The sequence below is a fragment of the Pseudoalteromonas sp. NZS11_1 genome (assembly GCF_015864275.1).
GTDB classification, from domain to species: domain Bacteria; phylum Pseudomonadota; class Gammaproteobacteria; order Enterobacterales; family Alteromonadaceae; genus Pseudoalteromonas; species Pseudoalteromonas arctica.
On record NZ_JADYXK010000019.1, the window covers coordinates 44931 to 70116 of the forward strand.

Consider the following 25186-nt stretch of genomic DNA (forward strand, 5'->3'; position numbering starts at 1 on the left):
ATATGAAAAAGCATTATCAACAAGGGTACATACTAACTATTGAGCTTATATTAATTATAACAATTTTAATTATTGGCTCAATTGGTGGGGTGATTTTAGTAAGGGATGCCCTTATTAAGCGCCATCAAACTAAAGTAGATAATCAAATTACTGTAGTTGATGCTAATAATAGACCACTCGGTATTGCAGTAAGTTTTGATGAGCACCAAGCACCACTCATATTTTATACAGACCGTGGAGCAAATAACACGTACAGGGCATTAATAGGCATACGAGATGATAGGTTTACCTCGCGAGAAGCTGTTTATTACGATGCTCCGAATTGCCAAGGTAATCCGTGTTTAAAGGGCTTAAGCGACGAAGCAACAGACAGCCAAGGTGTGAGCAAACTAAATAATACCGGTAATGTAAGTTATATAAATGCGCTGCAGCAAGGTCCAAATTATGCAATAGGGCAGTTAGGTAATACCGTTATTGGTCAGTTATTAAGAAGTACGCCACAACAATGCCCTGCTAATAGTGAACAAATTCTATCTCGTTATGTATCACAAAAAGTAGTAACAGGCTCACCTTGTGAAAGCTTTGAAATAGATAAGCAACCGGCCGACAGCAGTTGTTTAGTTGGCTTGACCGCTTTGGGTCGTCCACTTGTAGGAACCGACGGTCGAGAGTTGGCGCTATCATGTGACACATGCCAAGCAGGGTACGAATCGCAAGGCGACATACTTGATTTATATTTACCCGAAGTAGAATCCCTCTTAAAAGATGCACTTAAAGCGCTTAAGTTTGTTCTTATAGGAACAAACTTTGATATAGAGCTTGGCACTATATGCTGCCCAGAAGGTACACGCTTAGAAGAAGATGAAAACATTGTAGAGACACTCGTCTTCACTATTTTACAAACTACATTTGAGCTCGCCGGTATTGATTTAGTAAATAACCTTATTATTAGTGAAACACTGAGCTTAATAGGGATTGAGCCAGGCATTACATATTGCAAAACATCACTTAATTTAGTTAATGCAGAACAAGTAATTAATATCACCACAGGCGAACCTGCACTTAGTAGCTTAACACCACCATTTAAAGTTTTACTGCCAGTACATAGCAGCCAAAACAGTACAACGTGGATACATACTCCCCTAAAAGGGGAAGGAGAACGTCAATGAACGCCTCAAATATATTTACCTCACATGCTAATGTAGCAGATACACAAACTGATGAAATATCAACAGAAATTAAAGAAACGCTAACACTACTAAAACAGTTTTATGACGTTGCAATTGTTAAATTTATCGATTTTAGAGAGGTTTATTCAGAGCAGTTAATAACCTGCAACGATAAAGAAAGCGTCGAAAATGAGTTATTAAGCTATCAACAACGCTGCACACAAGAAAAACTATATCTATTTGAAGATACTTTTTTTGATGATGTATCAAACAACACGCACAAATTAATTCGTTTTTATGCACAATATCCAATTTATAGTGTCACTAATAAATTAATTGGCGTAGTGCTGATGGCCGATTTAGCACCTAAAACATTAATAGGTTCACAAAAAGATCAGTTTATTTCATTTTCTCAGTTATTACAGACTCAGTTAAATAAAAATTCAGATTCAGTAAGTAATCAAAGTACTAAGCCTGAGAAAAAAAATTATGGTGAAAAGTATATTCATGTATTTAGTTTAGCGCCCGTCGCATTTTTAATTGCATTAGTATTATGCTCATTCACTGCATTACTTCTTTATACTATTGAAAAAAAAGAGCTGCAAAGTAATTACAATCAACAAACCCAGCAATTACGTAAAACGTTATTTAATGCATTAGAGCGATTTGATAATCAAGGATTGTACATATCTCAAAAAGATTTAGTTATTGCAGGCTTTTTACAAAGCCAAAATAATTATACAAAAGAGCAGCTTAGTAATTTAGTGCAGAGTCAGGTTTCACAAAATTTAACTTACAAAGGGTATGTTGTGTTTGATTCTGAGTATAACCAGCTTGCACTTTGGTCAAAAAATAATTTTGATTTAGCCGCGTATGGGTTTACAAACTGGTTAGAAAAATTTAATAAAAGAGCGAATAAACAAGCAGTAGAAGTATTTACGGTTGCTGATACGGCCTTCTTAATTTCTGAAATAAAAATAAAACAAGGCTCTATTTATACACTTACAGCATTTGATTTAAGTAAGTTTTTAAAAGCCGTTATTGGAAAATTAAACACTGAAAATTATAACGTTTTTATAGCAACACCACAGTTTACTTTAGGAAAACAAGGAGAAGTAAACCCGAGTATAATTAAAAATAGTATTAGCGCTTTAAGCAGTCGTTTTCCTCCTACTTGGCGCTTGCATGTGCAACCAATGAATAAAATAGTACGACCACAAATAACTAAATACAGTTTAATTAGATTAGGGTTAATCTCTTTTTGTGTATTCGCGTTTGTGTATTATTTTTTACGTTTGCCAGGGCGTTTACACAGTGAAATAAAACAAAAAAATCAGTTAATACTCAATAGAGAAGAGCTTTTTTCAAGTTCTCTGGATGCATTGCCGCATGGGTTTGCTATTTTTAATAGCCACGAATTTCCTGTGATTACCAATAATGCTTTTAATCTTTTATTTGCACAGGTGAATAAACAAAACAGTCAGCTATCGTATAGCCAGCTGATAAGTATTGCGCAGCAGCATAATATTATAAATCACTACCACGAACATCATAAGCTTGATGATGACCGTAACCAATTAATAGATATAGGTTTTACAGACGGGAAGTGGATAACTGTATTACAAAGACATACAGATTTTAATGGTTTCGTTTGCTACTTTAGAGATGATACAGAGGCACATCAAAAAGAATGTTTACTCGCTGATGTTCTCGAAAAATCAAAACAGACAAATCAATTAAAAGAAAAATTTGTTACAAGGCTTAGTCGTCAGTTAAAAACGCCTTTATCATCTTTAAAGTCATTAGTTGAAATATCTAAAGATCCAATAAGCTTTAACGAATTCAAAAACAATGTGGGGAATATTTCTGATGCATGCGACCAGCTCGAAAGTGTAATTCAACAACTCGTAAATATAAATAAATCGGAAATAGGTAAGTTAAAGCTTCAGGCCAAAAACGTAAACCTAAATCAAATGATCAATAATAACATGTCGATTTTAGCTAAAGAGGCTGAAAATAAAAGAATCGTTCTTAAAAATAATATTACGCCTGAATTAACGGTCGCAAGCGATGAAAAGTTAATTTCTCAATTGGTTATTCAATTAGTGACTGAGGTTTTGGATTCATCAAATAATACAACGCTTTCAATTAACGCTCAGATTAAAAATGAAAGTAAACGTAATTACTTATACCTCGATTTTTCATTAAGTAATTTTATCGACAGTAGTAACTTTATAACTGAGCTTAAAAGTATATCGGGTGATGATATAACGCGCTTTATAGATGATAAAGACGTGTCATTAGAGTTAAAGTTTTTTATTTCAATATTTAAAATGTTAGGTGGTAAAGCGATAACTGTAAGTAGTAACGCGAATAAATCAACGATATCACTTTCTATGTTGGTCAACATAGCAACCAAACAAGGTAAAGACAATGAGCAAGAAGTACCAAGTAGCTCGTTAACAAATAATGATTTAGTAAAAGCTAGTTTAGTAACTAACAAACACCAAAACACGCTATTACTGGTTGATGACGATCCTCTTGTTGAGATTGTAATTAGAGCGATGCTAAAAAATGAGAATATTAAAATAGATTACGCGCGCAGTGCAATAGAAGCGATGTTGATGGTATCGCAAAACAGTTACGACATTATTTTAATGGACATAGTAATGCCAGAATTGTCGGGAACTGACGCTATGTTAAAAATTAAAAAACACAGTGACAATTTGAAAACTAAAATAATTGCGCATACATCTACACCCGATACAGGTTCAAAATACGTTAACCAGGGCTTTGATGACATGCTATTAAAACCAGTAAAACAAGGTGTATTAATAAACCAAATAACACGCATTTTAAAAGATAAGTCGTTATAAATTAGCGTATATTACTGGAACAGTAATGAGGTAAAACATGAAAAACACTATTGAAAATATGGCTGAAGTTATCGAGTTTAAAGTAACGCCAATAAATAAAACTAAACGACTGCTTTTAGTAGATGATGACTTGCTAATAGAAATAGTAATTAGAAAAATGCTTAACGAAGAAAATATTTTAATAGATTTCGCATCAAGTGCTATAGAGGCGCTAATTATGGTTTCTCAAAATATTTACGATATTATTTTAATGGATATAGTAATGCCGCAATTTACAGGCACCGACGCAATGCTGAAAATAAGAAAGCATGCTGACGCATCAGCAACAAAAATTATCGCTCATACATTTAGTGAAAACGAAAATAGTGATAACAAGTATGTGAAGCTTGGGTTTAACGGCCTGTTATTGAAGCCAGTTAAGCAAAGTGTATTAATAGAAAATATTAGATATTTCTTGGAATGATAAATTGAAACAGTAGGGCGGTTAACTATTTTTTATTTATAGCTTACTAAAAAATTAAATTATAATTTTTGAAAGCACTAATATTTATTAGTGCTTTTGCGTATATGAACCTTTAATGTATTTAAATTTGTAAAAGTTCTTTAATAAGAATAATTATTTCAAATTATTCCTTCAAAGTATTACAAACTACGCTTTTGTAATTGTTGCATGTATACGAGTCATCGTTTCACACTTCTTAAAGCGGTTTGATAATCACAATTATTAAACACTGCAATATTATAAAGTCAGTAAATTTATTTAGCCTAGAGCCCACGTATCACAGGGGTTTAACTTTTAAAACATTAAGATTTTTTAATAACTAATAAATACTCATATTGGGACGGAATTTGCTTTATAAGGCTATATTCTAATTTTATAGTTTACTAAATATTATAATTTTTAAAGTTAAAGAGGCAAAATTATGAGCAAAACACAGTACGTTACAGTAGAAGGTCATCAAATTGCTTATCAAGAAATGGGACAAGGAACACCTTTATTATTGATACACGGAATACCAACCAATAAATTTTTATGGCGAAATGTGATGCCAAAACTTGCATCAAAATATCGAGTAATAGCGCCTGATTTACTAAACTTTGGTGAATCTGATATGCCAATTAACACCGATGTATCTATAAATGCGCAATGTAGAATAATGTGTAAGTTTTTGGAAGAACTCGGTATTTCTAAAGTTAATATTGCTGCACATGATATTGGTGGTGGTGTTGCTCAATTAATGGCTGTAAATCATCCGGATAAAGTAAACGGGTTGGTTTTAATTGATAGTGTATGTTTTGACTCTTGGCCAATACCAGAATTTGAACCTTTGCTAGAACCAGGTGTAGAAGAAAAAACAACTGTAGCTGAATTTGTGGATACATTAAGAGATTTCATGCCCAAAGGTGTTTACGACTCGAGCGTAATGACTGAAGAGTTGATGAAAATATACTTAGCACCATGGAGTAATGAAAAAGGAAAAGCCGCTTTATTTAGTAACATGCGCAGGCTCAATAAAGAATATACCGAAGCTATTACAGGCGATCTTAAAAGCTTACCTCATGAAACACTCATAATATGGGGTAAAGAAGACAAGTTTCAAAAGCCAAAGTATGCGCCAATGTTAGAAGAAGCAATTCCAAATTCATCATTGATTTGGATAGATAAAGCCGCTCATTGGGTTATTGATGAACATCCAGATAAAGTGTCTGAGCTTATTAGTGAATTTATGAATAATAAAACATTCTAGTGAATTACTAGGTTTATTAAAAAGCTATTTGTTTCAATACGTTAAGTTTGATTGGGTAAAGTGGCGAATAGGCAATCATTGTAATACCGCTTGATTATATTAATAACCAAGCGGTATTTTTATATGTTCAAGAAGCTAATACCGTAAATGGGTAAGGCACTAACTATTAAGATAAGTAGGTTAATGCTTATTAAATAGTCAAAATATCGCGTTTATACGTTAATTAATGAAGGTGAGTAACTTGGTTATGTATTTATTTATGCTATTTAACATAATATAAATTATAGGTAGTTAATGTATATATAGAAAGAGCGCTTAAATGCGCCCCTACTATGTCCAATACTAGACGGTATCGGACATTAAGTGATTTTATTACAATAACAAGTATTACTAATACAGATACTTTATTTATCAATTTGTTTAATCAATACTAAGTAAACGCTCAGCTGTATATTCGTTAGTAATTAATCCACTGATCATGTTTGACCTTACTGCGCCCAAAATGGCTAACACTTTTTCTTCACCAGCAGCTATCGCATAAATCTGTTTGTTAGCATTTGTTTTTAATGGCGTACTTGCTACACGCTGATTAACTGTGCAATCTAAAAGCTTACCGTTTTTATCAAACACCCAACTAATCATTTCACCAACAGCACCAAGATCTTGTAGCTCTTTAAGTTCTTGCGCATCAATAAAACCATCTATATGTAATGGCGACTTTTCACCTAAGCTACCAATACCCACAAATGTTACATCGGCATCTTTAGCGAGTTTTAAATTACCGGTAATATTTTGTTGTGCGTGTAACTGTTCTTTTTCTTCAATGCTTCTTGGTAAAACTGGCAATGGCATTGGATAATGTTTTGCATTGGTGTGTTCGGCCATTCTTACTACAACATCATAAGGTGAAGCCGACCCATCCAAAGCCATATTACCTAGCATGGCTACAATTTTATGTTGCGGACAATCAACGGTTCTTAGCTCATCCACACATGAACGTAAAACTCGACCGGTTCCCATAGCAAGTACTTTGGGTTGTTCTGATTTTAAATGACGTTCTATTTCTGCCGCGCCAGCTTGAGCCAAACCTAATGTAGATGAAGGTTCAGATGGATCGCTCGGTACAACTTCACACGAATCTAACCCAAAACGGCTTTTTAATTTTTCAGCTAAATCCATACATTTGGCAATCGGGTGGTCAAGTCTAACTTTAATTAATCCTTGGCTCACAGATAATGCGACCATTCTTTGTGCAGATTGACGAGATATATTTAGCTTTTTAGCAATTTCATCTTGTGTGTTACCACCAACATAATATAACCACCCTGCTCTGGCTGCATCATCTAGCTTTCTAATTTCTGTATTTGATAGCTTTACCACGTAAACCTCTTAAAATAGAAGGAAAACTAAGTCCTTATTTTCATTACATAATTTTAATTATATGTGCTGCTATATAAATTATTTTATTAATTTGGGAGTATCTATTTATCAATAACGTTTTTGTTATTTATAGTTGTAAATATACCATTCCTTAATAAAAAATACCTAGGTTTCATAGGATTATGTAATTAGAATTTAGTTAATAGCACCCTTATAAAGGTGCTATTTAAGGTAATTAAAGATTGGCTCTAGCGAATTGTTAGACCGTTATTATCAAACTTTAATACTTTATCAGCCGGTGCGCTTAGGTAAATACTGTCGCCATATTTTAACGGACAATCACCATCTGCTTTTACTGTTACGGTCCCTTTGCCTTCAATATTTATATGTAAAAAGCTCTCCGATCCTAAATGTTCAATTACACCTACAGTTCCAGTCCAAGTACCTTGCTCAGTAGAGAGTGTTATATGCTCTGGTCGTATACCAATACAACTAACATTCGCATCTTCATTTTGTGGAACATCTATAAAGTTCATTTTTGGAGAGCCAATAAAACCAGCTACAAATTTGTTTACAGGATTTTTATAAAGCTCTAAAGGTGTGCCTACTTGTTCAATAATACCAGCATTAAATACCGCGATTCTATCTGCCATTGTCATGGCTTCAACCTGATCGTGTGTAACATAAACCATTGTTGTAGCTAAACTTTTATGTAATTCAGATATTTCTAAACGCATATTTACACGTAGTGATGCATCTAGATTTGAAAGTGGTTCATCAAATAAAAATGCCGATGGTTGGCGTACAATTGCGCGCCCTATCGCTACACGCTGGCGCTGACCGCCCGACAATTGTCCAGGCTTTCGGTCTAAATAATCGGTCAAATTAAGGATTTTAGCGGCGTTAGCAATTTTACTTTCGATTTCTGCAGGGCTTACCTTGGCTCTTTTTAAAGGAAAAGCAATATTGTTACGCACTGTCATATGCGGATACAACGCGTAGGATTGAAACACCATTGCTAAGCCTCTTTTTGCAGGCGGTGTTTTTGTAGCGTCAATGCCATCAATTTCTATATTGCCACTGGTTGTATCTTCAAGACCTGCGATCATACGAAGTAATGTAGATTTACCACAGCCCGACGGACCGACAAAAACGATGAACTCACCGTCTTTAATTTCTAAGTCGAGCGGTTTAATTACGTTTACTTCATCAAAGTTTTTAGTGACTTGTTTTAGTGTGATGCTGCCCATGTGTATTCTCCTATTTTACTGCGCCGAAACTTAATCCACGCACTAATTGTTTTTGACTAAACCAACCAAGTATTAAAATTGGCACAATGGCCATGGCAGATGCTGCCGATAACTTAGCGTAAAATAACCCCTCAGGGCTTGAGTAACTGGCAATAAATGCCGTTAAAGGTGCAGCATTTGCAGCGGTTAAAATAAGTGTCCAAAACGCTTCGTTCCACGATAAAATAACATTTAGCAATAACGTTGAGGCTATACCTGGTAAGGCTATTGGCAATAAAACATGAAATATTTCTTCACCAATTGTTGCGCCATCCATACGTGAAGCTTCAAGTATTTCGTTTGGTATTTCTCTAAAGTAGGTGTACAGCATCCATACCATTATTGGTAAGTTAATGAGTGTCATTACAATCACTAAACCTAATTTTGTATCGAGTAACGCAAAGTCACGAAACAATAAATAAATAGGAATAAGTACGCCTACTGGCGGTAACATTTTGGTTGAAAGCATCCACATTAATAAATGCTTTGTTTTTTTAGTTTGTACAAAAGCCATAGACCACGCAGCAGGTACCGCAATTAATAAACCCAGCAAACTTGAACCTAGCGATATAACTACAGAGTTCCAAAAATGTGTAAAGTATGGCGAGCGCGACAGTACATCTCGGTAATTTTCGAGCGTCCAATCAAACGCATATAAGCTTGGGCTTGCTGAAATTGCTTCGGCTTCGGTTTTAAAACTGGTGATTAACGTCCATAAAATTGGAAAGAAAATCATGCCGCTTATTGTCCATGCTGCAATGGTATAAATTAGTTTGGAACGACGGCTATCTTTTATAGTCATTATTAACCCTCCAAGTTTTTGCCTATTAAGCGCATTAAAAATATAGCGACTATATTTGCAATAATAACTGCAACTATGCCCCCTGCCGAACCGCCACCTACATCAAATTGAAGTAGTGATTGCGTGTAAATTAAGTACGTTATATTGGTCGACGAATAACCAGGGCCGCCACTAGTTGTAACTAATATTTCAGCAAAAATTGACAGTAAAAATATAGTTTCGATTAAAATAACCGCAGTTACAGCTCGCGATAAGTGCGGTAAAACGATGTAAAAAAACTTACTAAATGGGCCTGCTCCGTCCAAATCAGCCGCTTCTAATTGCTCGCGGTCTAAAGATTGTATAGCTGTGAGTAATATTAATGCTGCAAACGGTAACCACTGCCAAGACACAATTATGATGATTGAAAATAACGGTATTTGAGCAAAAAAGTCGATAGGTTCAAAGCCAAGCCAAATCGCAAAGTGTGCAAATAAGCCATTAACTGGGTTCATTAGCATGTTTTTCCATACCAATGCCGACACAGTTGGCATTACAAAAAATGGGGCTAGTACCATAATGCGAACGTAGTTTCGTCCCCATATTGCTTGGTCTAGTAAAATAGCTAAGCCAATACCACCACAAATAGTGATCAGTAAAACCCCAGTTACTAGGTAGAGCGTGTTAAAAAATGATTCAACAAAAGCCGGATCAGTTAGGAAAAATTCATAGTTTAAAAAGCCTACAAACTCTTTATCCCCTGGAACGAGTAAGTTGTAATCAATAAAAGAAAAATACAGTGTCATACACAGCGGAACTATCATCCAAGCAAGTAATAAAATTACACTTGGAAGAAGCATAAACCGAGCAAGCGTGCGCGAGTTAGTTGTTGCCATAAAGGTGACCTTAAAAAAGCCAATTCTATTTACTTGTTAACTATCAAGTGAAAATCAGAAACCCTTGATAGCGTTTATAACTAACAAGTAAATAGAATTGACATAAAATATTGGGTAAGTTTGAGTACTTACCCGCCCATTACATGCTATTTAGGATAGCGAGCTTTACGCATTGTTCGCTCAACGAGGTGCTGAGACGTACTAAGCGCTTGCTTAACGGTCATTTGGCCAGTTAATGCTGCTGAGAATTGTTGCCCAACAGCTGTACCAATTCCTTGAAACTCAGGAATAGCAACAAACTGAATACCTACGTAAGGCACCGGTTTAATGGTTGGATTTTTAGGATCTGCAGATTGAATAGAATCTAAGGTAATTTGCGCAAACGGTGCTGCGTCCATGTACTTTTGATTACTGTAAAGTGATTTACGTGTACCTGGCGGTACTTTTGCCCAACCTTTTTTGTCGGCTACAAGTTGAGTGTATTCTTTAGATGTTGCCCAGCTAATAAATTTCATTGCGGCATCTGGTTTTTTGCTGCTTGCCGGTACGGCTAAAGTCCAAGACCATAACCAGTTACCGCGTTTACCTAGGCCGTTATCTGGTGCAAGTGCAAACCCGACTTTATCGGCAACTTCTGAGTCTTTTTTGTTAGTAACAAATGCGCCTGCAACGGTTGCATCAATCCAAATACCACATTTTCCGGTTTGAAATAGTGCAAGGTTTTCATTAAAACCGTTTGCAGATGAACCAGCAGGACCAGATTCTTTCATCACATCGACATAATACTGAAGGGTATTTTCCCACTCTGGGGTATTAAACTGAGGTTTCCAATTTTCATCAAACCAACGCGCACCAAACGAATTTGCCATGGATGTAATAAGCGCAACGTTTTCGCCCCAACCCGCTTTACCACGTAAACAAAGACCATAAACACCTTCTTTTTTATCGGTCATGGCTTTGGCAGCTTTGCGTATAAAGTCCCATGTTGGGGCTTTAGGCATTGTCAGCCCTGCTTTTTCCATTAAGTCAGTGCGGTACATGACCATTGAACTTTCACCATAAAATGGTGCAGCATAAAGCTTGTCGTTAATCGTTAAACCACTTCGAATTGCTGGGATTAAATCGTCTAAATCGTAGTTTTTACCTAAATTATCCAGCTCTTTTAGCCAATTTTGCTTGCCCCAAATAGGTACTTCATAAGTACCTATGGTCATAACATCGTATTGGCCGCCTTTTGTTGCAACATCGGTAGTGACACGTTGGCGAAGAATGTTTTCCTCTAGAGTAACCCATTTTAGGTCTATATCAGGGTTTTGGCTGGTAAAGTCACTGCTTAATTCTTTCATGGTGATCATGTCACCATTGTTAACAGTCGCTATTGTAATTGTTTCTTTTGCCGCAGCGCCCATGCTTATAAAGCCACAAGCGAGCATAATTAATTTATTTTTCATCGGGTATTCCCCATACACGTTATGTTTTAACAAGTGCTATTAAATTTCAATCTATTGCCAATTCTATTTATGGCAGTTTTAACGCATAAAACTGCCCGCAAAGTGCCTTTTTAGGTCCTTTGTTTAAATAGTTAGACTAGTTGGATAATGATTTAAAATTTAACAGATATTTCAGAAGTGAAGCCGTCAAATCCTTTACCGATTTGGCCGCCCGAATTAACACCTTCTTCTTGGTTAACATACTCAACTTTTAAAAGCGTTTTATCGTTAAACCAGTAACCTGCGGCTACTTGAATACGCTCTACTGTGTTGTCTGTTTGTTCAATTAAGTCGGAAGTGTTTTCGGCTTCTGCATAACGAGCCGCTACATATAGCTTTTTAGGAATAATATATTGTTGTGCTTCAAACACGAAGTACTCAACCGATGAGTCGCCTTCTATTACACTGTTTGAATCAAAAGTAGTGCCATTTTCATCTGCTATACCGTTTGTACCAAAGTAGGTAATACCGGCAACTGCATTACCAGCGGCATCTGCGAATGTGTAGTCATCAGATGATTTACCAACCATAAAAATTAAGCTAGTTTCGTCAGATGGTTGATAAGCTAAGTTAAGCTGGATGATTGATTGCTCAAGCCCTGGCATTGCGCCAACGTGAGTGTCACGCTCGTTTGAAGGTGACGCCGAGAAATTATAGTTTTCACCATCGCCAAAGCGATAGTTTGTTGTGGTTACACCATCAAGACTGGCTACACCGTTTTCAAAACGTAACTGGTCGCCTTGATTCGCCTTTAATAAGTTTAAGCCTGCTTTAAAGCCACCTTCAAATTCTAGAGTACCTTGAAGTCGGTAGTTATAACCTCTGTCCTCTTGAAACGCTTCACCAAAACTAGAAGTCGTAATGTGACCTGTAACATTATAAGCACGTACTACACCACTATCGAAAGTTTCGCTGTAACTTAGCTGTGCGCCGTTTTCTGCGGTTGCGTAATCGGTAATACCATTACCAATAAGTGCATTATTTTGGTTATCTGCGCCGTCTTGAAAACCTTTAAATTGAAATGGTGAGCCACCAATATTACCCAAACGCAGTGTTAAATTTGCGTTTTCTTTTGGTGTGCCATATAGACCTAGTAAGTCAAATTCAACACCTGCAAAATCGTTGTGAAATGAAAAGTCACGATCTTCGCCACCAAAGTCATTAGGCTCTTCTGCAATATCTATATCGGCAGTGATGAACTCGTTAATATGAAATTTAAGCATTAGATTAGCTCTAATACGGCCAAATCCTGATTCTTGTTCTTCATCTTCTGGACGAAATGCGCCGTCTTTAGCTTGAATTGACTGAAAGTTTTGCATTAGTAAAAAGTCTACGTCAACGCGATCTAAATATTCAGAAATATCAGCCTGTGCTGGAGCCGATGTAGCCATAGCTGCCGCTATGAGAGAAATTGCAAATTTAGTCTTTTTATTATTCAACATAATAAGCTCTTTATTTAGTGTGGTGTGTGATGCCAACTTTATTAAATTGCATATTCATTTAATGAAATTGGTATTAATTCAGTGTGTGTAGATGAGGCTGGCTGAGCAAAACATTAAATAGCTAATGAAGTTGCACTTATGAGCATAAGCTCATCTGCTGAGCATAATCACAGAATGAATTTAGAAGGTCAACGATTTTTTATTACAAAACGTTTACAAAAAATCGAATTCATATGTAAATATTTTTGAATCAATAAGTTAAGTAGCAAATTTGTTACATCAAACTTTGAGGAAATAAGGTGTTGGGTTAACGAATTTATTGTAGATGCGTCATTATTGTTCAATACAATTAATGAAAATATAAGTTAGTAAAAGATATGAAAGCAGGTAATCCTTTAAAAATAGGTTATTGGGCAAACCTATAAACAGTTTATTTATTAGTGTTTTTTAAGTAACGTTCTTGAGCTTATGATGGGGTTAGCTTAGTATTAAAGCACTTAGATGTATTCAAAATAGAAGTAACCTACATATGGAATTTGTTCGCCCGCTAGAGCCCATCCTCATTATTGATGACGTTAAGGAAATTCGTGATTATCTAAACCAAATTTTAACTGACTTAGGGTTTGAAGATATATTAGAAAGCGCTGATTTTAGCTCTGCTAAACCTATTATGGACAATAAACCGCCAGGCGTAATATTTGTAGATGTCGATTTACCTGACTCTAACGGTGAAGAGATATTGGAATACATTAATAGTGCTTACCCACACACTCATGTTGTTATGTGTTCGGGCCACAATAGTCTCGAAAACGTACAAAACACGTGGGAAATGGGTGCTAAAGGCTTTATTGCAAAACCCTTTAACACAAAAAAAGTCGACACTGTAATGAAGCGTCTTGAAATAATAGAATAATAATAAGGTTAGCATGCATAGTACTGTTACTGCGATTATAGAAGATCTTTCGACTGTTATATTTGGTAAACAACAGCAAATAAAACTGGCACTTACATGCTTATTTAGCGAAGGGCATTTACTCATTGAAGATTTGCCTGGTATGGGAAAAACCACTCTCTCTCATGCATTGTCAGCTGTATTAGGTTTATCATATCAACGTATACAATTTACTAGTGATCTTCTTCCTGCTGATATTCTTGGGACTAATGTATTTAACTCTACCGAGCATAGCTTTACGTTTCATAAAGGCCCTATTTTTAGCCAAGTAGTTTTAGCAGATGAAATAAACCGCGCAGGCCCCAAAACACAAAGTGCGTTGCTTGAAGCAATGGAAGAGCAACAAGTAACAGTAGATGGAAAAAAATATACGCTGCCAAATCCATTTTTTGTGATTGCAACACAAAACCCGCTGTATCAATCGGGTACTTATCCGTTACCCGAGTCACAATTAGACCGTTTTTTAATGCGCATAAGCTTGGGGTTTCCTCCTAAAGATGCCGAAAAACGCTTAATTTTGAATATGCAAAAACGAGATTATAGCCAATTACCACAGCGTATTAACCAACAAGCGTTAGCGGCAATTCAAACCCAGATAAGCCAAATTACTTTAAGTAGTCCAGTAGTTGACTACATTATTGAGCTTGTTAATTACACACGCACAAGCAATGCGTTTGCTGCATCGTTATCACCTCGTGCCAGTATGGCTCTCGCTAAAGCGGCTAGGTCGTGGGCCTTTATTGATGGCCGTGACTTTGTAATGCCAGAGGATGTTCAAGCCGTATTTTCAAGTGTGTGTCAGCATCGATTAGGTTTACATAATGAGTCGGGTGAGGCGCAGGTAAATGATATTTTAAAAAACGTTTTAGTTCCGGTATAAGCTTTTATGCCAAAAAAAACAGCTAAGCGCCCTTCTTTCTTTAAATCATTTAAGCAAAGTTTATTTAATAAGTTATTAAAAAATAAGCATTTAAAAAACTCAATTACACTTGAACACAGAACAATTTATGTATTGCCATCGTCCCTAGGTTGGTACTTTGTAATTGTGGCTATTTTAAACTTTGTAATGGGCATTAATTATCAAAATAATTTAATTTTAATAATGTCTTATCTTATGTTTGTGGTGATGATTATTGCTGTATTAATGGGCTACAGTAACGCTAAAGGCTTAACGGTTAAATTTAAAGATGCATTTAACAGCTACGCCCCCCAAAAACCGAGTATTGTATTTGAATTACAAAGCCCTTCACTAACCCAATCTATTAATTTAACATATCAAGGTAGTGAGCAAACTCACAAACATACCGGCCAAGTTAATAGTAAACCTCAGTTACTTACACTCAACTTACCCTACAGCTCACGCGGTAAGTACTCAGTGCAACGTATTAAAATAGCGAGTAACTATCCCTTTGGTTTAATAACTGTTTGGAGCTACATTCAATTACAAGAAGATGTATTTGTATACCCGTCGCTTGAACAAGTACACAGTGATGCGCATGTTTCTGTGCTTGATGAGCAAGCCGATAAAGGTATTTCTACACAATCTGGCAGCGAAGAGTTCGAGTCGTTAATCCCACATTTACCTGAGATGGGATTGCAAAGAGTGTCGTGGAAGCATTACGCAAAAACACAGCAGTTATTAGTTAAAGAGTTTGTAGACTTTAAAACAGCGAATGCGCTCTTCGATTTTACGTTGATGAATGGAGATACAGAACAGCGCTTAAGCCAATTATGCTTTTTAGTGTGTGAAGCAACCGAGAAAAACACCCCTTTTATGTTAAAACTGCCGAGTAAAACAATAAATACAAATACCGGACAGCAGCATAAGCTGCAATGTTTAGCGTTATTGTGCTCATTTAATGGTGATGTGTAATGGACATACTTAAAAACGAAAAAGTAATAAATTATTCGCTGTGTTTTATATATGCATGTTTGATTGTGTTTTTTATAGCCCATTTACCGCTTGTTTTTGTTGGTGTACTTGCACTTATTTGTGCCTGGAATTTTTACATAACGCTGAGTAATAAACCAAAGCCAAATGCTTGGCTGGCAAATATACTTGCAGGTGTGTCGCTTGGTTTAATGCTCTACACTGTTGGCATGTCTGATACGGTTATTTTATTTGTGGCTATGCTGCTACTTGCTAGTTTATTTAAGCTGCTGCAGGCTAAAACCAAAAAACACTATCATGTTATTACAACGCTTACGTTTTTTTCACTCTCATCGGTGTATTTATTTAACCAAAGCATTTTAACGACGTTAACGGTAAGTGCTTTATACATATTAAACTTTGCAGTGCTTGGCCTACTTGAATCCAAACATAATTTAAAAATAGCCTCTAAGCAAAGCGGTAAGATACTGCTTTTAGCGCTTCCATTAGCTATATTTTTACTGCTTTTTTTACCAAAAATGCCCGCTTTTTGGCAGCTTCCTGGGCCAAAACTTGCCAAAACAGGGCTTTCTGAACAAGTCGACCCATTCGATATTGCAAAGCTTTCAAATTCTGACGAGCTTGTGTTTAGAGCTAAATTTAACGAAGAAAAACCTGTAGCGCCTTATTATTGGCGAGCAATAGTTCATGATGAATTTAATGGCAATGCGTGGTTTACATCTGACTTTTTAAAATATAATAATTTAAAAATAAATACCGAGAGCGAAAATGATGAGCAACTTATTTCAAGCTACTCAGTTATTACAGAGCCTGCTACACAAAAATGGCTCTATGGTTTAGCCTACTCCAGTAGTAACTCACAAAATGTTGAAGGTAATTCGCTAGGTTTATTGCGAAAAAAAAGCCGACAAGCTAAAAACTTACAATACGATGTAAATAGCTTTAACTTTACAACTTTACCGCTTGGCGAATTTGAAGAAAAACGCTACAAATACCTCGCTTATAAAAAGAATGTAAAAACATCATCACTTGCTAAAAACTTAAAACAAAATACACACTCTGACCGCGATTTTTACAATAGCTTATTACAATACTTTGCAAGTACGGGATTTACTTACACGTTAACACCCACTCCTATGAGCGGCGATAATACAATTGACCAATTTTTATTTGATAATAAACGAGGTTTTTGTGGTCATTATGCAAGCGCTGCTGCGTACATTTTTAGAACCGCAGGTATACCCGCTCGATTAGTAAGTGGTTATTTAGGCGGTGAATTAAATCAAGATAATAATACGCTAACAGTTCGCCAGTACGATGCGCATGCATGGGTAGAAGTATATTTACAAAACGAAGGTTGGGTTATTTTTGATGCAACCGCCGTTGTTGCACCAGAGCGTTTAAATGGCTCACTTTCGCAAAACCAAGAGCTGAATGACGAATTTAAAAGTAATCTTGATTTTGGTTTAGTGAGTTTAAGTAATTTCCCCGCTATTAACTGGTTAAGGTTGGAACTTGAAAACCTCGATTATCAATGGTCTAGCTGGGTACTTGGTTTTGACGAAGAAAAACAAAATGATTTTTTAAAATCAATTTTTGGTAGTAAAAACATTTGGCTTGTACCATTAATGGTTTTACTAACAGCTGGTTTTTGTTTTGTAGGTTATTTTGTTTATTTAAACTTACCAAAACGCCCGGCTAAATTAGCGCCTATGGTTAAAGAGTTTTATGAAGTAAAAGCATGGGCGAAAAAACAAAAAATAAATATACCCGATAATTTAACACCGAGTCAGCAGTTACATTTTTTTGCTGACAAATTCCCTCATTCTGCACAATCTATAAACACATTTAGTCAGTTATTTAACCAAGTACGCTATAGTAAAAAACCTTTTACGAAAGAGCGTAAAACTCAGGCTAAAGATCTGATAAAATTAATTAAAATTTCCAAATAGAGAATACTATGAATGCTGTTGTTATAGGCGTTATTTTAATGCTCGGGCTATCTCTGGCTCGCGTTAACGTCATTGTTGCCATGATCATAAGTGCTTTAGTTGCTGGTTTAACAGCAGGCTTAGGTATAAAAGAAAGTGTTGATGCATTTAATTCTGGCCTTTCTGCCGGAGCTGAAATTGCACTAAGTTATGCCATGCTCGGTGCATTTGCCGTTGCTATTTCTAAGTCGGGTTTAACACGCATTCTCGCTGATAAGTTACTTGCTAAAGTAAATGCTAAAGGCAGTGGGAATGAAACATTTTTAAGTTACTTCATTTTATTAATTATTTTAGGTTGTGCGATTTCTTCGCAAAACTTAGTACCTGTACACATAGCGTTTATTCCTATTTTAATCCCGCCGTTACTCGTGGTTTTTAATCAGTTAAGACTAGACAGGCGTGCTATAGCGTGTATTTTAACATTTGGATTAGCAACCTCTTATATGGTGCTGCCTTATGGTTTTGGTGGTATTTACTTATATTCTATTTTGCATAAAAACCTAGTTGATAACGGCCTAGACATTGTAAATACACAAGTCCCTATGGCGATGATAATTCCTGCATTAGGTATGTTTATTGGATTACTTATTGCGGTATTTATTACCTACAAAAAACGCCGCGAATACACAAAGCTCCCATTAACTACTCAGAGTAAATCGGCTGAGGTAGAAAACCCTAAAAAAGTAATGATTGTAGGGCTTTGTGCGGTACTTGCCTCACTTGTTGCACAAAACCTAAGTGGCTCAATGATTTTAGGCGGTTTAGTAGGTGTAATGATATTTAGTGTATTTGGTGTAGTTAAGTGGGAAGAAAACGGCGACGTATTTAGTAAAGGCGTTGCGATGATGGCGATGATTGGTTTTATTATGATATCGGCACAAGGCTTTGCATCAGTTATGCAGGCCACTGGCGACGTAGCGAGCTTAGTACACAGCACCGCCGCACTTTTTGATGGTAATAAACCTTTGGCCGCCAGTGTTATTTTGTTAGTCGGGTTATTAATTACAATGGGAATTGGTAGTTCGTTTTCAACAGTGCCTATTATTGCAACTTTGTTTGTTCCTTTGTGTTTAGACCTCGGGTTTTCTGTTATGGCTACCGCTGCACTTGTTGGTACTGCGGGCGCTTTAGGTGATGCAGGCTCCCCTGCTTCAGACTCAACGCTTGGCCCAACATCAGGTTTAAATGCCGATGGCCAGCACGACCATATTAGAGACTCTGTTATTCCAACATTTATTCACTTTAACATTCCACTGCTTATATTTGGCTGGATTGCAGCAATGGTGCTTTAAGTAGTATGTATGCATGTAAGTATTCGTAAATTTAATTAAAAGCTAAATGTAACTAAAAAGGTATGTTTAAAGCATACCTTTTTTGCTTCTAACAATTCTTATCCCTATCAATTACTCCTCTATTTTGATTACTTTATTAGTCAATATTAACTGAGCTGTTGAGATTACATTTAATAAATTTTTAGTATGATGTGTTCTTTTGGTTTTTTATATAAGCACCAATTAAGGTGCTTATTACCGCGTCTTTAAAGCTCTAAACTACTCAAAACCATAAATCATTTTATCGCATACCACAGGTGTTGGTCTGTGGTTATCATCTACAGCTACAAACGTAAAGCTACCACTAATAGCAGAGTGCTTATCATCTCTGTGCATAGTTTCTAATAGTATATCTACATCAACTTTTAAGCTGGTGTTACCTACATGGACTACTTTAGCAATTAACTCTGCAAAAGTACCTGCTGGTATCGCTTCTTTAAAATCAACTCTATCGGAAGATATGGTAACCAAAGGTTTACGACAAAAACGCGTAGCAGCTATAAATGCCACTTCATCCATCCACGCCAATGCATCACCACCAAATAAAGTATTGTGATGATTAGTACGCCCTGGAAACACAGTTTTAGTTACCGATGTGGTTGAGTCTTCAATACGCTGAGCAATTATTGCATCGCGATTTACTTCAGTCATAATCTCTACTTTTTGTTTGCTAATGTATCTTGCATTAGTAATGCAGGATCAAGGCGTTCGCCTTTCCAGTTAAAACGCCAATCTAGGTGAGGACCCGTTACACGCCCTGTTGCACCAATTTCAGCCACTTTGTTACCTTGCTTAATTTTGTCACCCACTTTTACATCAAGCTTACTTAAATGAATGTAAGTTGAGGTAATACCATGGCCATGATCAATAATTAATGTACCGCCTGAGTAGTATAAATCAGGTTCAGAAAATACCACGGTACCACTAATTGGCGCGTAAACAGGAGAACCTGTTTTATTAGCGATGTCTAAGCCAAAGTGCGGACGACGAGGCTCGCCATTAAAATAACGTTGACTGCCGTAAACACCCGATATACGCCCTTCTGCAGGCTTTAACACAGGGTCTAAAAAGTACAGTAAATCAGAGTCAACTTCTCTCGCTTTACGAACAGCAACTGCTTCGCGGCTTATACGTGCACTGACTTCTTTTGCCGGTGAAACATACTTTTTAGCCACGCCGGTAATTTTATCAATTTCATATTCACGCTTAGTTATAGCCAGCGGCTGATAATGAGATTTACCCGTGTTATCTACCCATTTTAAAGTATGAGTCGTTTCAGCGTCACGCCCAAAACCAAATACAAAGTCACCATTTGGAGAAAGTTTTAAGCTTTTGCCATCTAAGCTTACTGATTTAGCGTTTTCTAGCTTTCCAGTAACTAAACCGCCTTGTGTTAAATGCCCTTTTAACTCAAGCGCCATAGCACTAAAGCTAGCAGAGGCAACAAGCGCTGTTGCTAAAAGTGTTTTAAACATAACTAATCGATCCTTTTCCAACACCTTCATAAGCGGTCACTTTCACTGCTTTTTCTGGATATTGGGCTTTAATTTGGCCAGCTACATGTTCAGCAATACATTCTACAGTGGTGTCTACTGGTAAAATGTCGCAACGGGATTCGCTAATCGCCATTTCAAAATAGCCTTGTGCCGACGTATAAGCAAAACATACATCACCCGCTTTGGCTGTTATGTGTTTTAAATCAGGTGCGTTAATTTGATCTTCACTGGTGGCTAAGTAAATATCTTCCCACTTTTGAGACCATTCTTTTTGCAAGCGCGGCATAGAGATGCCATCTAGGCTAATACCAATTTGAGAACGATGCCCATGAATAATACGTTGGCAATTACCGTCATGCTTTTTAAGGCCATGGCTGTAATGATAGTAAAAGCTTTGGCTGTGCTCAGGCTTAAGAGACAGCTCAATTTTTTCAATGTTATCTGGTAGCTTCGGTAAAATAGTCGCAATTAAAAATTCAGTAACCGATTCAACCGTTACTTCGTCTGCGTTAATCATGCAATAAGCTTGATGAGGAGCACTCATAGCTAAGTGGTTGGTTTCACCAAATGTACAGTCGAGTGTTTTATGCTCGTCAAATTCAGATACAGTGCCATTAAGGCCCGTAGGAATTGCTAAACGGTGATCAATACACTCATCTATAATGCCTTTAATTTGCTTTTTAACTAAACCAAAGTCTAAAACCATAGACTCTTCGTTAAGTTTACCGTGCAAAGTTAAATCAACAATCCAGCTCTCGCCAACGGCGCCGCGTTTGTTACATAAGTAAGAAAAATCAATCACAGTTAGTGAGTTAACAAAAAGGATCATAAACTTCCTTTAGACTGGTTATAAGACAGCGTTAATTATAATGATTTCTGATTGTAATTGCGCGGTTTTATAGTGCAAAAACCAATCGCGCTGATTGATTGATGATTTAATATGCAATATTTTGATTTTTTAACTGCTCCGAGTTGTTTAGCGTACAAGTGTACGCTAAAGTACTTGGCAATTTCTAAGCGAAGATAAGTGTTATGGAACCTAAAAATAGCTATACAAAAGAAGATTTGATCCTGTGTGGTCAAGGTGAAATGTTTGGTGAAGGCAACTGCCGTTTACCAAGTGACAACATGTTAATGATGGACCGCATTACCTCTATTACTGCTGATGGCGGAATTCATGGTAAAGGCGAAATTGTTGCTGAGCTTGATATTGACCCTAGCCTGTGGTTTTTCGATTGCCATTTTAAAGGCGACCCAGTAATGCCAGGTTGTTTAGGATTAGATGCTATGTGGCAACTAGTTGGCTTTTACTTAGGTTGGTCTGGTGGCCCTGGTCTTGGTCGTGCGCTAGGTGTGGGTGAAGTTAAATTTACTGGCCAAATTTTACCAACTAATAAAAAAGTAACTTACCGTCTTGTAATGAAACGCGTAATTAAACGTAAATTATTTATGGGCGTTGCTGATGGCACTGTAGAAGTAGATGGCCGAGTAATCTACGAAGCAAAAGATTTAAAAGTGGGCTTATTTCAAGACACTAGCGCGTTTTAATTACTTAAACTAAATTCTGTTTAGGGTTTAGTTTAAAAGTTAACGCACAAACAAAAAGGCCTCCAATGTGGAGGCCTTTTTGCTTAAATTCGATTATTGATTTTAGGTTTTGTACATGTTGCGATTTTCAATCGCTTCACGCCAACCTCCTAACCACTCTGATTTTGGATCTACTTGTTGATAAGGGCATAGCTCTTTTGAGCGACCTGCTAAACCTGCTTTAAAACCTTGAGAATGAGCTCTTTCTAAACGATCTCTTTTCTGTCTCTTCATCGGTAATATCCTCACCTTTTTATTTATATATTGTGTAGCATTAGTGAAATCTACATTTAATGAATAGTTAATAAAAATGTAAAATTCAAATTGTAAAAGCAATTAAATTGTTTGACTTTAACTAAGCTGCTGATGCAAAAATGAATTAACATTTAAAAAAGTAAGTGGTCATACAACATTTAATTTGACCGGTTCGTAATAACAAATTGGCGATTTAATAATCGCTGAAAAGCACTTGTGTGCTTTAATTGTGACCGACTAATATTGACTAAGTTCCAAACAAAAATGTAATCGTGACACTTTTATTTCATTAATCTTAAATTAGTAGCCCGCCCCTAAATTTGAACTATTTTTAAACAATTTAAATTTATACTTGATTATTTAAAGTCGATCGGTCTAATATGAGTTCATGAACAAAAACACATCAACACCAATACGCCGTGGTCGCCCACCTAAAATAGCCAGAGAAAACGCCGATACAAAAGCGTTACTTATTCGCACGGGCCTAGAAACCCTAACTGAATTTGGTTTTAGCGCCACGGGGCTCGATACTATTTTAAAAAAAGCGGCTGTACCTAAAGGCTCTTTTTATCATTACTTTAAAAGTAAAGAAGCCTACGGTATTGCGTTAGTTGATGCATACGACAGTTATTTTATTGCCAAGCTTACCCATTACCTACAGCAAGAAGATGTACCCCCACTTGAGCGAATCGTTAATTTTACTCAAAGCGCAATTAAAGGGATGAAAAAATACGATTACAAACGTGGCTGTTTAGTCGGTAACTTAAATCAAGAGCTTAACCATTTAAGTGAAGAGTTTAAAACCAGATTAATGCAAAGCTACACAGCTTGGCAAAACTATGTAGAGGTTTGCTTAAACCAAGCTAAGCAACAAGGCACTATTGCAAGCCATGTAAATACAAAATTGATGAGTGAGTACTTTTGGATTGGTTGGGAAGGTGCTGTTATGCGCGCCAAGCTCACAAAATCAAATACTCCACTTACTTTGTATACAGAAATGTTTTTACGCGCATTATTAACCTAATGCGTTTTTATTTACCAATTAAAAGACGATCGGTCTAAAAGGATATCCCATGAGTAACCCAATTAAAGCCATTGTTATTAATAAAGAAGATAATAACTATAGCGCTTCATTATCAACTATCGAAAATAGTGATTTACCAAACGAAAACGTATCTATCGACGTGCTATACAGCACACTTAACTATAAAGATGGTTTAGCAATTACTGGCAAAGGCCCCGTTGTACGCAGTTTTCCTATGGTGCCAGGTATTGATTTAGTGGGTACGGTTACAAATTCCACCAGCGATGAATTTAAAAACGGCGATAACGTAATATTAAATGGCTTTGGTGTAGGTGAAAAACATTGGGGCGGGCTTGCTCAAAAAGCAGCACTTAATAGCGATTGGTTAATCCCCTTACCTACTGGTATTTCACCAAAGCAAGCGATGCAAATAGGTACAGCCGGTTATACCGCCATGCTAAGTGTTATAGCTCTCGAAAAACAAGGTATTACGCCTGAGTCTGGCGAAATACTGGTAACGGGTGCTAATGGTGGCGTAGGCAGCTTTGCTATTTATTTATTAAATCAACTTGGGTTTAACGTAACAGCAGCAACGGGCCGATTAGATCAAAGTGAGTATTTAAAAGAGTTAGGCGCTAAACACGTAATTGATAGAAATGAGCTTTCAAATCCAGGTAAGCCCCTCCAAAAAGAGCGCTTTGCAGGGGCAATAGACTCTGTAGGGAGCCATACACTTGCCAATATTTGTGCATCATTAAAATATGGTGGCGTAGTAACCGCCTGCGGACTTGCACAAGGTATGGATTTACCAGGGTCAGTTGCGCCATTCATATTACGTGGCATATCGTTAATGGGGATTGATAGCGTAATGCGCCCTAAAGCCGACAGAATTGAAGCATGGGATCGTTTAGCTAAATTAGTAAGCGCCGATTATTTAGATAAAATCTCGACAGAAATATCTCTCGAACATGTAATTGATAACGCAGAGCAACTTATGGAAGGTAAAATTCGTGGTCGTGTTGTAGTTAATTGCCAAAGTTAAGATATTTACTCTGTTAAAGCCTCGTTATTAAATTTATAATGCAATTTGTATTTTAATAACGAGGCAACACCTATGAGCAACCAAGAACTTTTCAGTAATAACCCACTGCAAGGCGTAAAATTAGAACAAGTGGTTGAAGAGCTGGTTGAACAATACGGGTGGGAACTCCTGCACGCTTATTTACAACTTAACTGCTTTAAAAATAATCCTGATGTTAAGTCTGCGGTTAAATTTTTACGTAAAACACAATGGGCACAAGAAAAAGTAGATAACTTTTACCTTTACCGCCTTAAAAACTTACCTAAGCCTGATGATGTTCAATACGAACTACCACCACGAGATCGTGTGATCCCAGCTGATCATAAACCGGGTGAGCCGTGTGAACTTAGTTTTGTTGATGCTAAACGTATTGTAGAGAAAAAAGAATCTAAGCAACGTGCTCGCGATCGTAAGCAGCGTTCTAATTCTAGTAATCCTTGGGGTAACTAAAAACATACTAATTTAAGGTTGAAGAGCTGTTTATAAATAGCTCTTCGACTATTTTCT

At 36.6% G+C, this 25186-nt stretch carries 23 protein-coding genes; 13 read left to right on the top strand and 10 right to left on the bottom strand.

The features are described from left to right. The first annotated feature begins 2 nt into the window (after window positions 1-2). The 4 genes from I6F44_RS13715 (at window position 3) to I6F44_RS13730 (ending at window position 5793) form a co-directional block, all read left to right on the top strand. Window positions 3-1169 carry a hypothetical protein gene (locus I6F44_RS13715; protein WP_197173968.1) on the top strand — a complete coding sequence of 389 codons (1167 nt, stop codon included), beginning with the start codon at window positions 3-5 and terminating at the stop codon, window positions 1167-1169. Continuing rightward, a complete protein-coding gene (locus tag I6F44_RS13720; RefSeq protein WP_197173969.1) occupies window positions 1166-4045 on the top strand; it encodes a hybrid sensor histidine kinase/response regulator in 2880 nt (959 codons plus the stop codon). Before I6F44_RS13715 ends, I6F44_RS13720 begins: the two co-directional genes overlap by 4 nt. 37 nt (window positions 4046-4082) lie before the next feature. Further along, a complete protein-coding gene (locus tag I6F44_RS13725; protein ID WP_197173970.1) occupies window positions 4083-4508 on the top strand; it encodes a response regulator in 426 nt (141 codons plus the stop codon). A 460-nt stretch (window positions 4509-4968) separates the two neighbouring features. After that, the gene (locus tag I6F44_RS13730) at window positions 4969-5793 is read left to right on the top strand and encodes an alpha/beta fold hydrolase (protein ID WP_197173971.1); all 825 of its coding nucleotides are present in this window, start codon (window positions 4969-4971) and stop codon (window positions 5791-5793) included. A gap of 420 nt (window positions 5794-6213) precedes the next feature. Here I6F44_RS13730 and I6F44_RS13735 read toward each other — a convergent pair whose 3' ends face one another. The 6 genes from I6F44_RS13735 to I6F44_RS13760 form a co-directional block, all read right to left on the bottom strand. Beyond that, window positions 6214-7173, bottom strand: coding sequence for a sugar-binding transcriptional regulator (locus I6F44_RS13735; RefSeq protein WP_002960874.1), 960 nt, complete (start codon window positions 7171-7173; stop codon window positions 6214-6216). A 248-nt stretch (window positions 7174-7421) separates the two neighbouring features. Next, window positions 7422-8423, bottom strand: a complete 1002-nt coding sequence (locus I6F44_RS13740) for an ABC transporter ATP-binding protein (protein ID WP_197173972.1) — start codon at window positions 8421-8423, stop codon at window positions 7422-7424. A 10-nt stretch (window positions 8424-8433) separates the two neighbouring features. After that, entirely contained in the window at window positions 8434-9264 is an 831-nt protein-coding gene (locus I6F44_RS13745) for a carbohydrate ABC transporter permease (RefSeq protein WP_024589367.1), read from the bottom strand. A gap of 2 nt (window positions 9265-9266) precedes the next feature. After that, complete coding sequence (locus I6F44_RS13750; protein WP_165728623.1) at window positions 9267-10139, bottom strand: carbohydrate ABC transporter permease; 873 nt, start codon at window positions 10137-10139, stop codon at window positions 9267-9269. A gap of 146 nt (window positions 10140-10285) precedes the next feature. Further along, window positions 10286-11590, bottom strand: a complete 1305-nt coding sequence (locus tag I6F44_RS13755) for an ABC transporter substrate-binding protein (RefSeq protein WP_197173973.1) — start codon at window positions 11588-11590, stop codon at window positions 10286-10288. Between the two features lie 152 nt (window positions 11591-11742). Beyond that, window positions 11743-13071: a hypothetical protein gene (locus tag I6F44_RS13760; protein ID WP_197173974.1), complete on the bottom strand. Its 1329-nt coding sequence runs from the start codon at window positions 13069-13071 to the stop codon at window positions 11743-11745. A gap of 529 nt (window positions 13072-13600) precedes the next feature. Here I6F44_RS13760 and I6F44_RS13765 point away from each other — a divergent pair. The 5 genes from I6F44_RS13765 to I6F44_RS13785 are packed head-to-tail and all read left to right on the top strand — an operon-like array spanning window position 13601 to window position 19197. Next, entirely contained in the window at window positions 13601-13984 is a 384-nt protein-coding gene (locus I6F44_RS13765; protein WP_096793086.1) for a response regulator, read from the top strand. Window positions 13985-13997: 13 nt separating this feature from the next. Next, complete coding sequence (locus tag I6F44_RS13770) at window positions 13998-14903, top strand: AAA family ATPase (protein ID WP_197173975.1); 906 nt, start codon at window positions 13998-14000, stop codon at window positions 14901-14903. Window positions 14904-14909: 6 nt separating this feature from the next. Beyond that, window positions 14910-15896, top strand: coding sequence for a DUF58 domain-containing protein (locus tag I6F44_RS13775; protein ID WP_197173976.1), 987 nt, complete (start codon window positions 14910-14912; stop codon window positions 15894-15896). Beyond that, window positions 15896-17866 (top strand): transglutaminase family protein, encoded by a 1971-nt coding sequence (locus I6F44_RS13780; protein ID WP_197173977.1) that lies wholly within the window; start codon window positions 15896-15898, stop codon window positions 17864-17866. Before I6F44_RS13775 ends, I6F44_RS13780 begins: the two co-directional genes overlap by 1 nt. 8 nt (window positions 17867-17874) lie before the next feature. Continuing rightward, complete coding sequence (locus I6F44_RS13785; protein ID WP_197173978.1) at window positions 17875-19197, top strand: Na+/H+ antiporter family protein; 1323 nt, start codon at window positions 17875-17877, stop codon at window positions 19195-19197. A 258-nt stretch (window positions 19198-19455) separates the two neighbouring features. Here I6F44_RS13785 and I6F44_RS13790 read toward each other — a convergent pair whose 3' ends face one another. Genes I6F44_RS13790 through I6F44_RS13800 form a run of 3 tightly spaced genes read right to left on the bottom strand, consistent with a single transcriptional unit; the run spans window position 19456 to window position 21561 of the window. Then, window positions 19456-19887 carry an acyl-CoA thioesterase gene (locus I6F44_RS13790; RefSeq protein ID WP_024606895.1) on the bottom strand — a complete coding sequence of 144 codons (432 nt, stop codon included), beginning with the start codon at window positions 19885-19887 and terminating at the stop codon, window positions 19456-19458. A 5-nt stretch (window positions 19888-19892) separates the two neighbouring features. Continuing rightward, entirely contained in the window at window positions 19893-20711 is an 819-nt protein-coding gene (locus tag I6F44_RS13795; RefSeq protein WP_197173979.1) for a M23 family metallopeptidase, read from the bottom strand. Next, a complete protein-coding gene (locus tag I6F44_RS13800; protein WP_197173980.1) occupies window positions 20704-21561 on the bottom strand; it encodes a 6-carboxytetrahydropterin synthase in 858 nt (285 codons plus the stop codon). Before I6F44_RS13800 ends, I6F44_RS13795 begins: the two co-directional genes overlap by 8 nt. Window positions 21562-21764: 203 nt before the next feature. On the opposite strand from I6F44_RS13800, the gene fabA reads away from it, so the two are divergent. After that, complete coding sequence (fabA, locus tag I6F44_RS13805; protein WP_007582756.1) at window positions 21765-22280, top strand: bifunctional 3-hydroxydecanoyl-ACP dehydratase/trans-2-decenoyl-ACP isomerase; 516 nt, start codon at window positions 21765-21767, stop codon at window positions 22278-22280. Window positions 22281-22382: 102 nt separating this feature from the next. Here fabA and rmf read toward each other — a convergent pair whose 3' ends face one another. Beyond that, complete coding sequence (rmf, locus tag I6F44_RS13810) at window positions 22383-22553, bottom strand: ribosome modulation factor (protein WP_002960897.1); 171 nt, start codon at window positions 22551-22553, stop codon at window positions 22383-22385. Window positions 22554-22962: 409 nt separating this feature from the next. Here rmf and acuR point away from each other — a divergent pair, with 409 nt between their 5' ends. The 3 genes from acuR (at window position 22963) to I6F44_RS13825 (ending at window position 25129) form a co-directional block, all read left to right on the top strand. Next, on the top strand, window positions 22963-23598 hold the full coding sequence (acuR, locus tag I6F44_RS13815) for an acrylate utilization transcriptional regulator AcuR (protein WP_197112792.1): 636 nt from the start codon (window positions 22963-22965) through the stop codon (window positions 23596-23598). A 49-nt stretch (window positions 23599-23647) separates the two neighbouring features. Continuing rightward, the gene (gene acuI / locus I6F44_RS13820) at window positions 23648-24640 is read left to right on the top strand and encodes an acrylyl-CoA reductase (NADPH) (RefSeq protein ID WP_197173981.1); all 993 of its coding nucleotides are present in this window, start codon (window positions 23648-23650) and stop codon (window positions 24638-24640) included. Window positions 24641-24712: 72 nt separating this feature from the next. Beyond that, a complete protein-coding gene (locus I6F44_RS13825) occupies window positions 24713-25129 on the top strand; it encodes a VF530 family DNA-binding protein (RefSeq protein ID WP_007582761.1) in 417 nt (138 codons plus the stop codon). Window positions 25130-25186: the final 57 nt, after the last annotated feature.

Bases quoted from the DNA above. Each gene is read 5' to 3' on its own strand.
- I6F44_RS13715 (WP_197173968.1), top strand. From the start codon at position 3: ATGAAAAAGCATTATCAACAAGGGTACATACTAACTATTGAGCTTATA.
- I6F44_RS13720 (WP_197173969.1), top strand. From the start codon at position 1,166: ATGAACGCCTCAAATATATTTACCTCACATGCTAATGTAGCAGATACA.
- I6F44_RS13725 (WP_197173970.1), top strand. From the start codon at position 4,083: ATGAAAAACACTATTGAAAATATGGCTGAAGTTATCGAGTTTAAAGTA.
- I6F44_RS13730 (WP_197173971.1), top strand. From the start codon at position 4,969: ATGAGCAAAACACAGTACGTTACAGTAGAAGGTCATCAAATTGCTTAT.
- I6F44_RS13740 (WP_197173972.1), bottom strand. From the start codon at position 8,423: ATGGGCAGCATCACACTAAAACAAGTCACTAAAAACTTTGATGAAGTA.
- I6F44_RS13745 (WP_024589367.1), bottom strand. From the start codon at position 9,264: ATGACTATAAAAGATAGCCGTCGTTCCAAACTAATTTATACCATTGCA.
- I6F44_RS13750 (WP_165728623.1), bottom strand. From the start codon at position 10,139: ATGGCAACAACTAACTCGCGCACGCTTGCTCGGTTTATGCTTCTTCCA.
- I6F44_RS13755 (WP_197173973.1), bottom strand. From the start codon at position 11,590: ATGAAAAATAAATTAATTATGCTCGCTTGTGGCTTTATAAGCATGGGC.
- I6F44_RS13760 (WP_197173974.1), bottom strand. From the start codon at position 13,071: ATGTTGAATAATAAAAAGACTAAATTTGCAATTTCTCTCATAGCGGCA.
- I6F44_RS13765 (WP_096793086.1), top strand. From the start codon at position 13,601: ATGGAATTTGTTCGCCCGCTAGAGCCCATCCTCATTATTGATGACGTT.
- I6F44_RS13770 (WP_197173975.1), top strand. From the start codon at position 13,998: ATGCATAGTACTGTTACTGCGATTATAGAAGATCTTTCGACTGTTATA.
- I6F44_RS13775 (WP_197173976.1), top strand. From the start codon at position 14,910: ATGCCAAAAAAAACAGCTAAGCGCCCTTCTTTCTTTAAATCATTTAAG.
- I6F44_RS13780 (WP_197173977.1), top strand. From the start codon at position 15,896: ATGGACATACTTAAAAACGAAAAAGTAATAAATTATTCGCTGTGTTTT.
- I6F44_RS13785 (WP_197173978.1), top strand. From the start codon at position 17,875: ATGAATGCTGTTGTTATAGGCGTTATTTTAATGCTCGGGCTATCTCTG.
- I6F44_RS13790 (WP_024606895.1), bottom strand. From the start codon at position 19,887: ATGACTGAAGTAAATCGCGATGCAATAATTGCTCAGCGTATTGAAGAC.
- I6F44_RS13795 (WP_197173979.1), bottom strand. From the start codon at position 20,711: ATGTTTAAAACACTTTTAGCAACAGCGCTTGTTGCCTCTGCTAGCTTT.
- I6F44_RS13800 (WP_197173980.1), bottom strand. From the start codon at position 21,561: ATGATCCTTTTTGTTAACTCACTAACTGTGATTGATTTTTCTTACTTA.
- fabA (WP_007582756.1), top strand. From the start codon at position 21,765: ATGGAACCTAAAAATAGCTATACAAAAGAAGATTTGATCCTGTGTGGT.
- rmf (WP_002960897.1), bottom strand. From the start codon at position 22,553: ATGAAGAGACAGAAAAGAGATCGTTTAGAAAGAGCTCATTCTCAAGGT.
- acuR (WP_197112792.1), top strand. From the start codon at position 22,963: ATGAACAAAAACACATCAACACCAATACGCCGTGGTCGCCCACCTAAA.
- acuI (WP_197173981.1), top strand. From the start codon at position 23,648: ATGAGTAACCCAATTAAAGCCATTGTTATTAATAAAGAAGATAATAAC.
- I6F44_RS13825 (WP_007582761.1), top strand. From the start codon at position 24,713: ATGAGCAACCAAGAACTTTTCAGTAATAACCCACTGCAAGGCGTAAAA.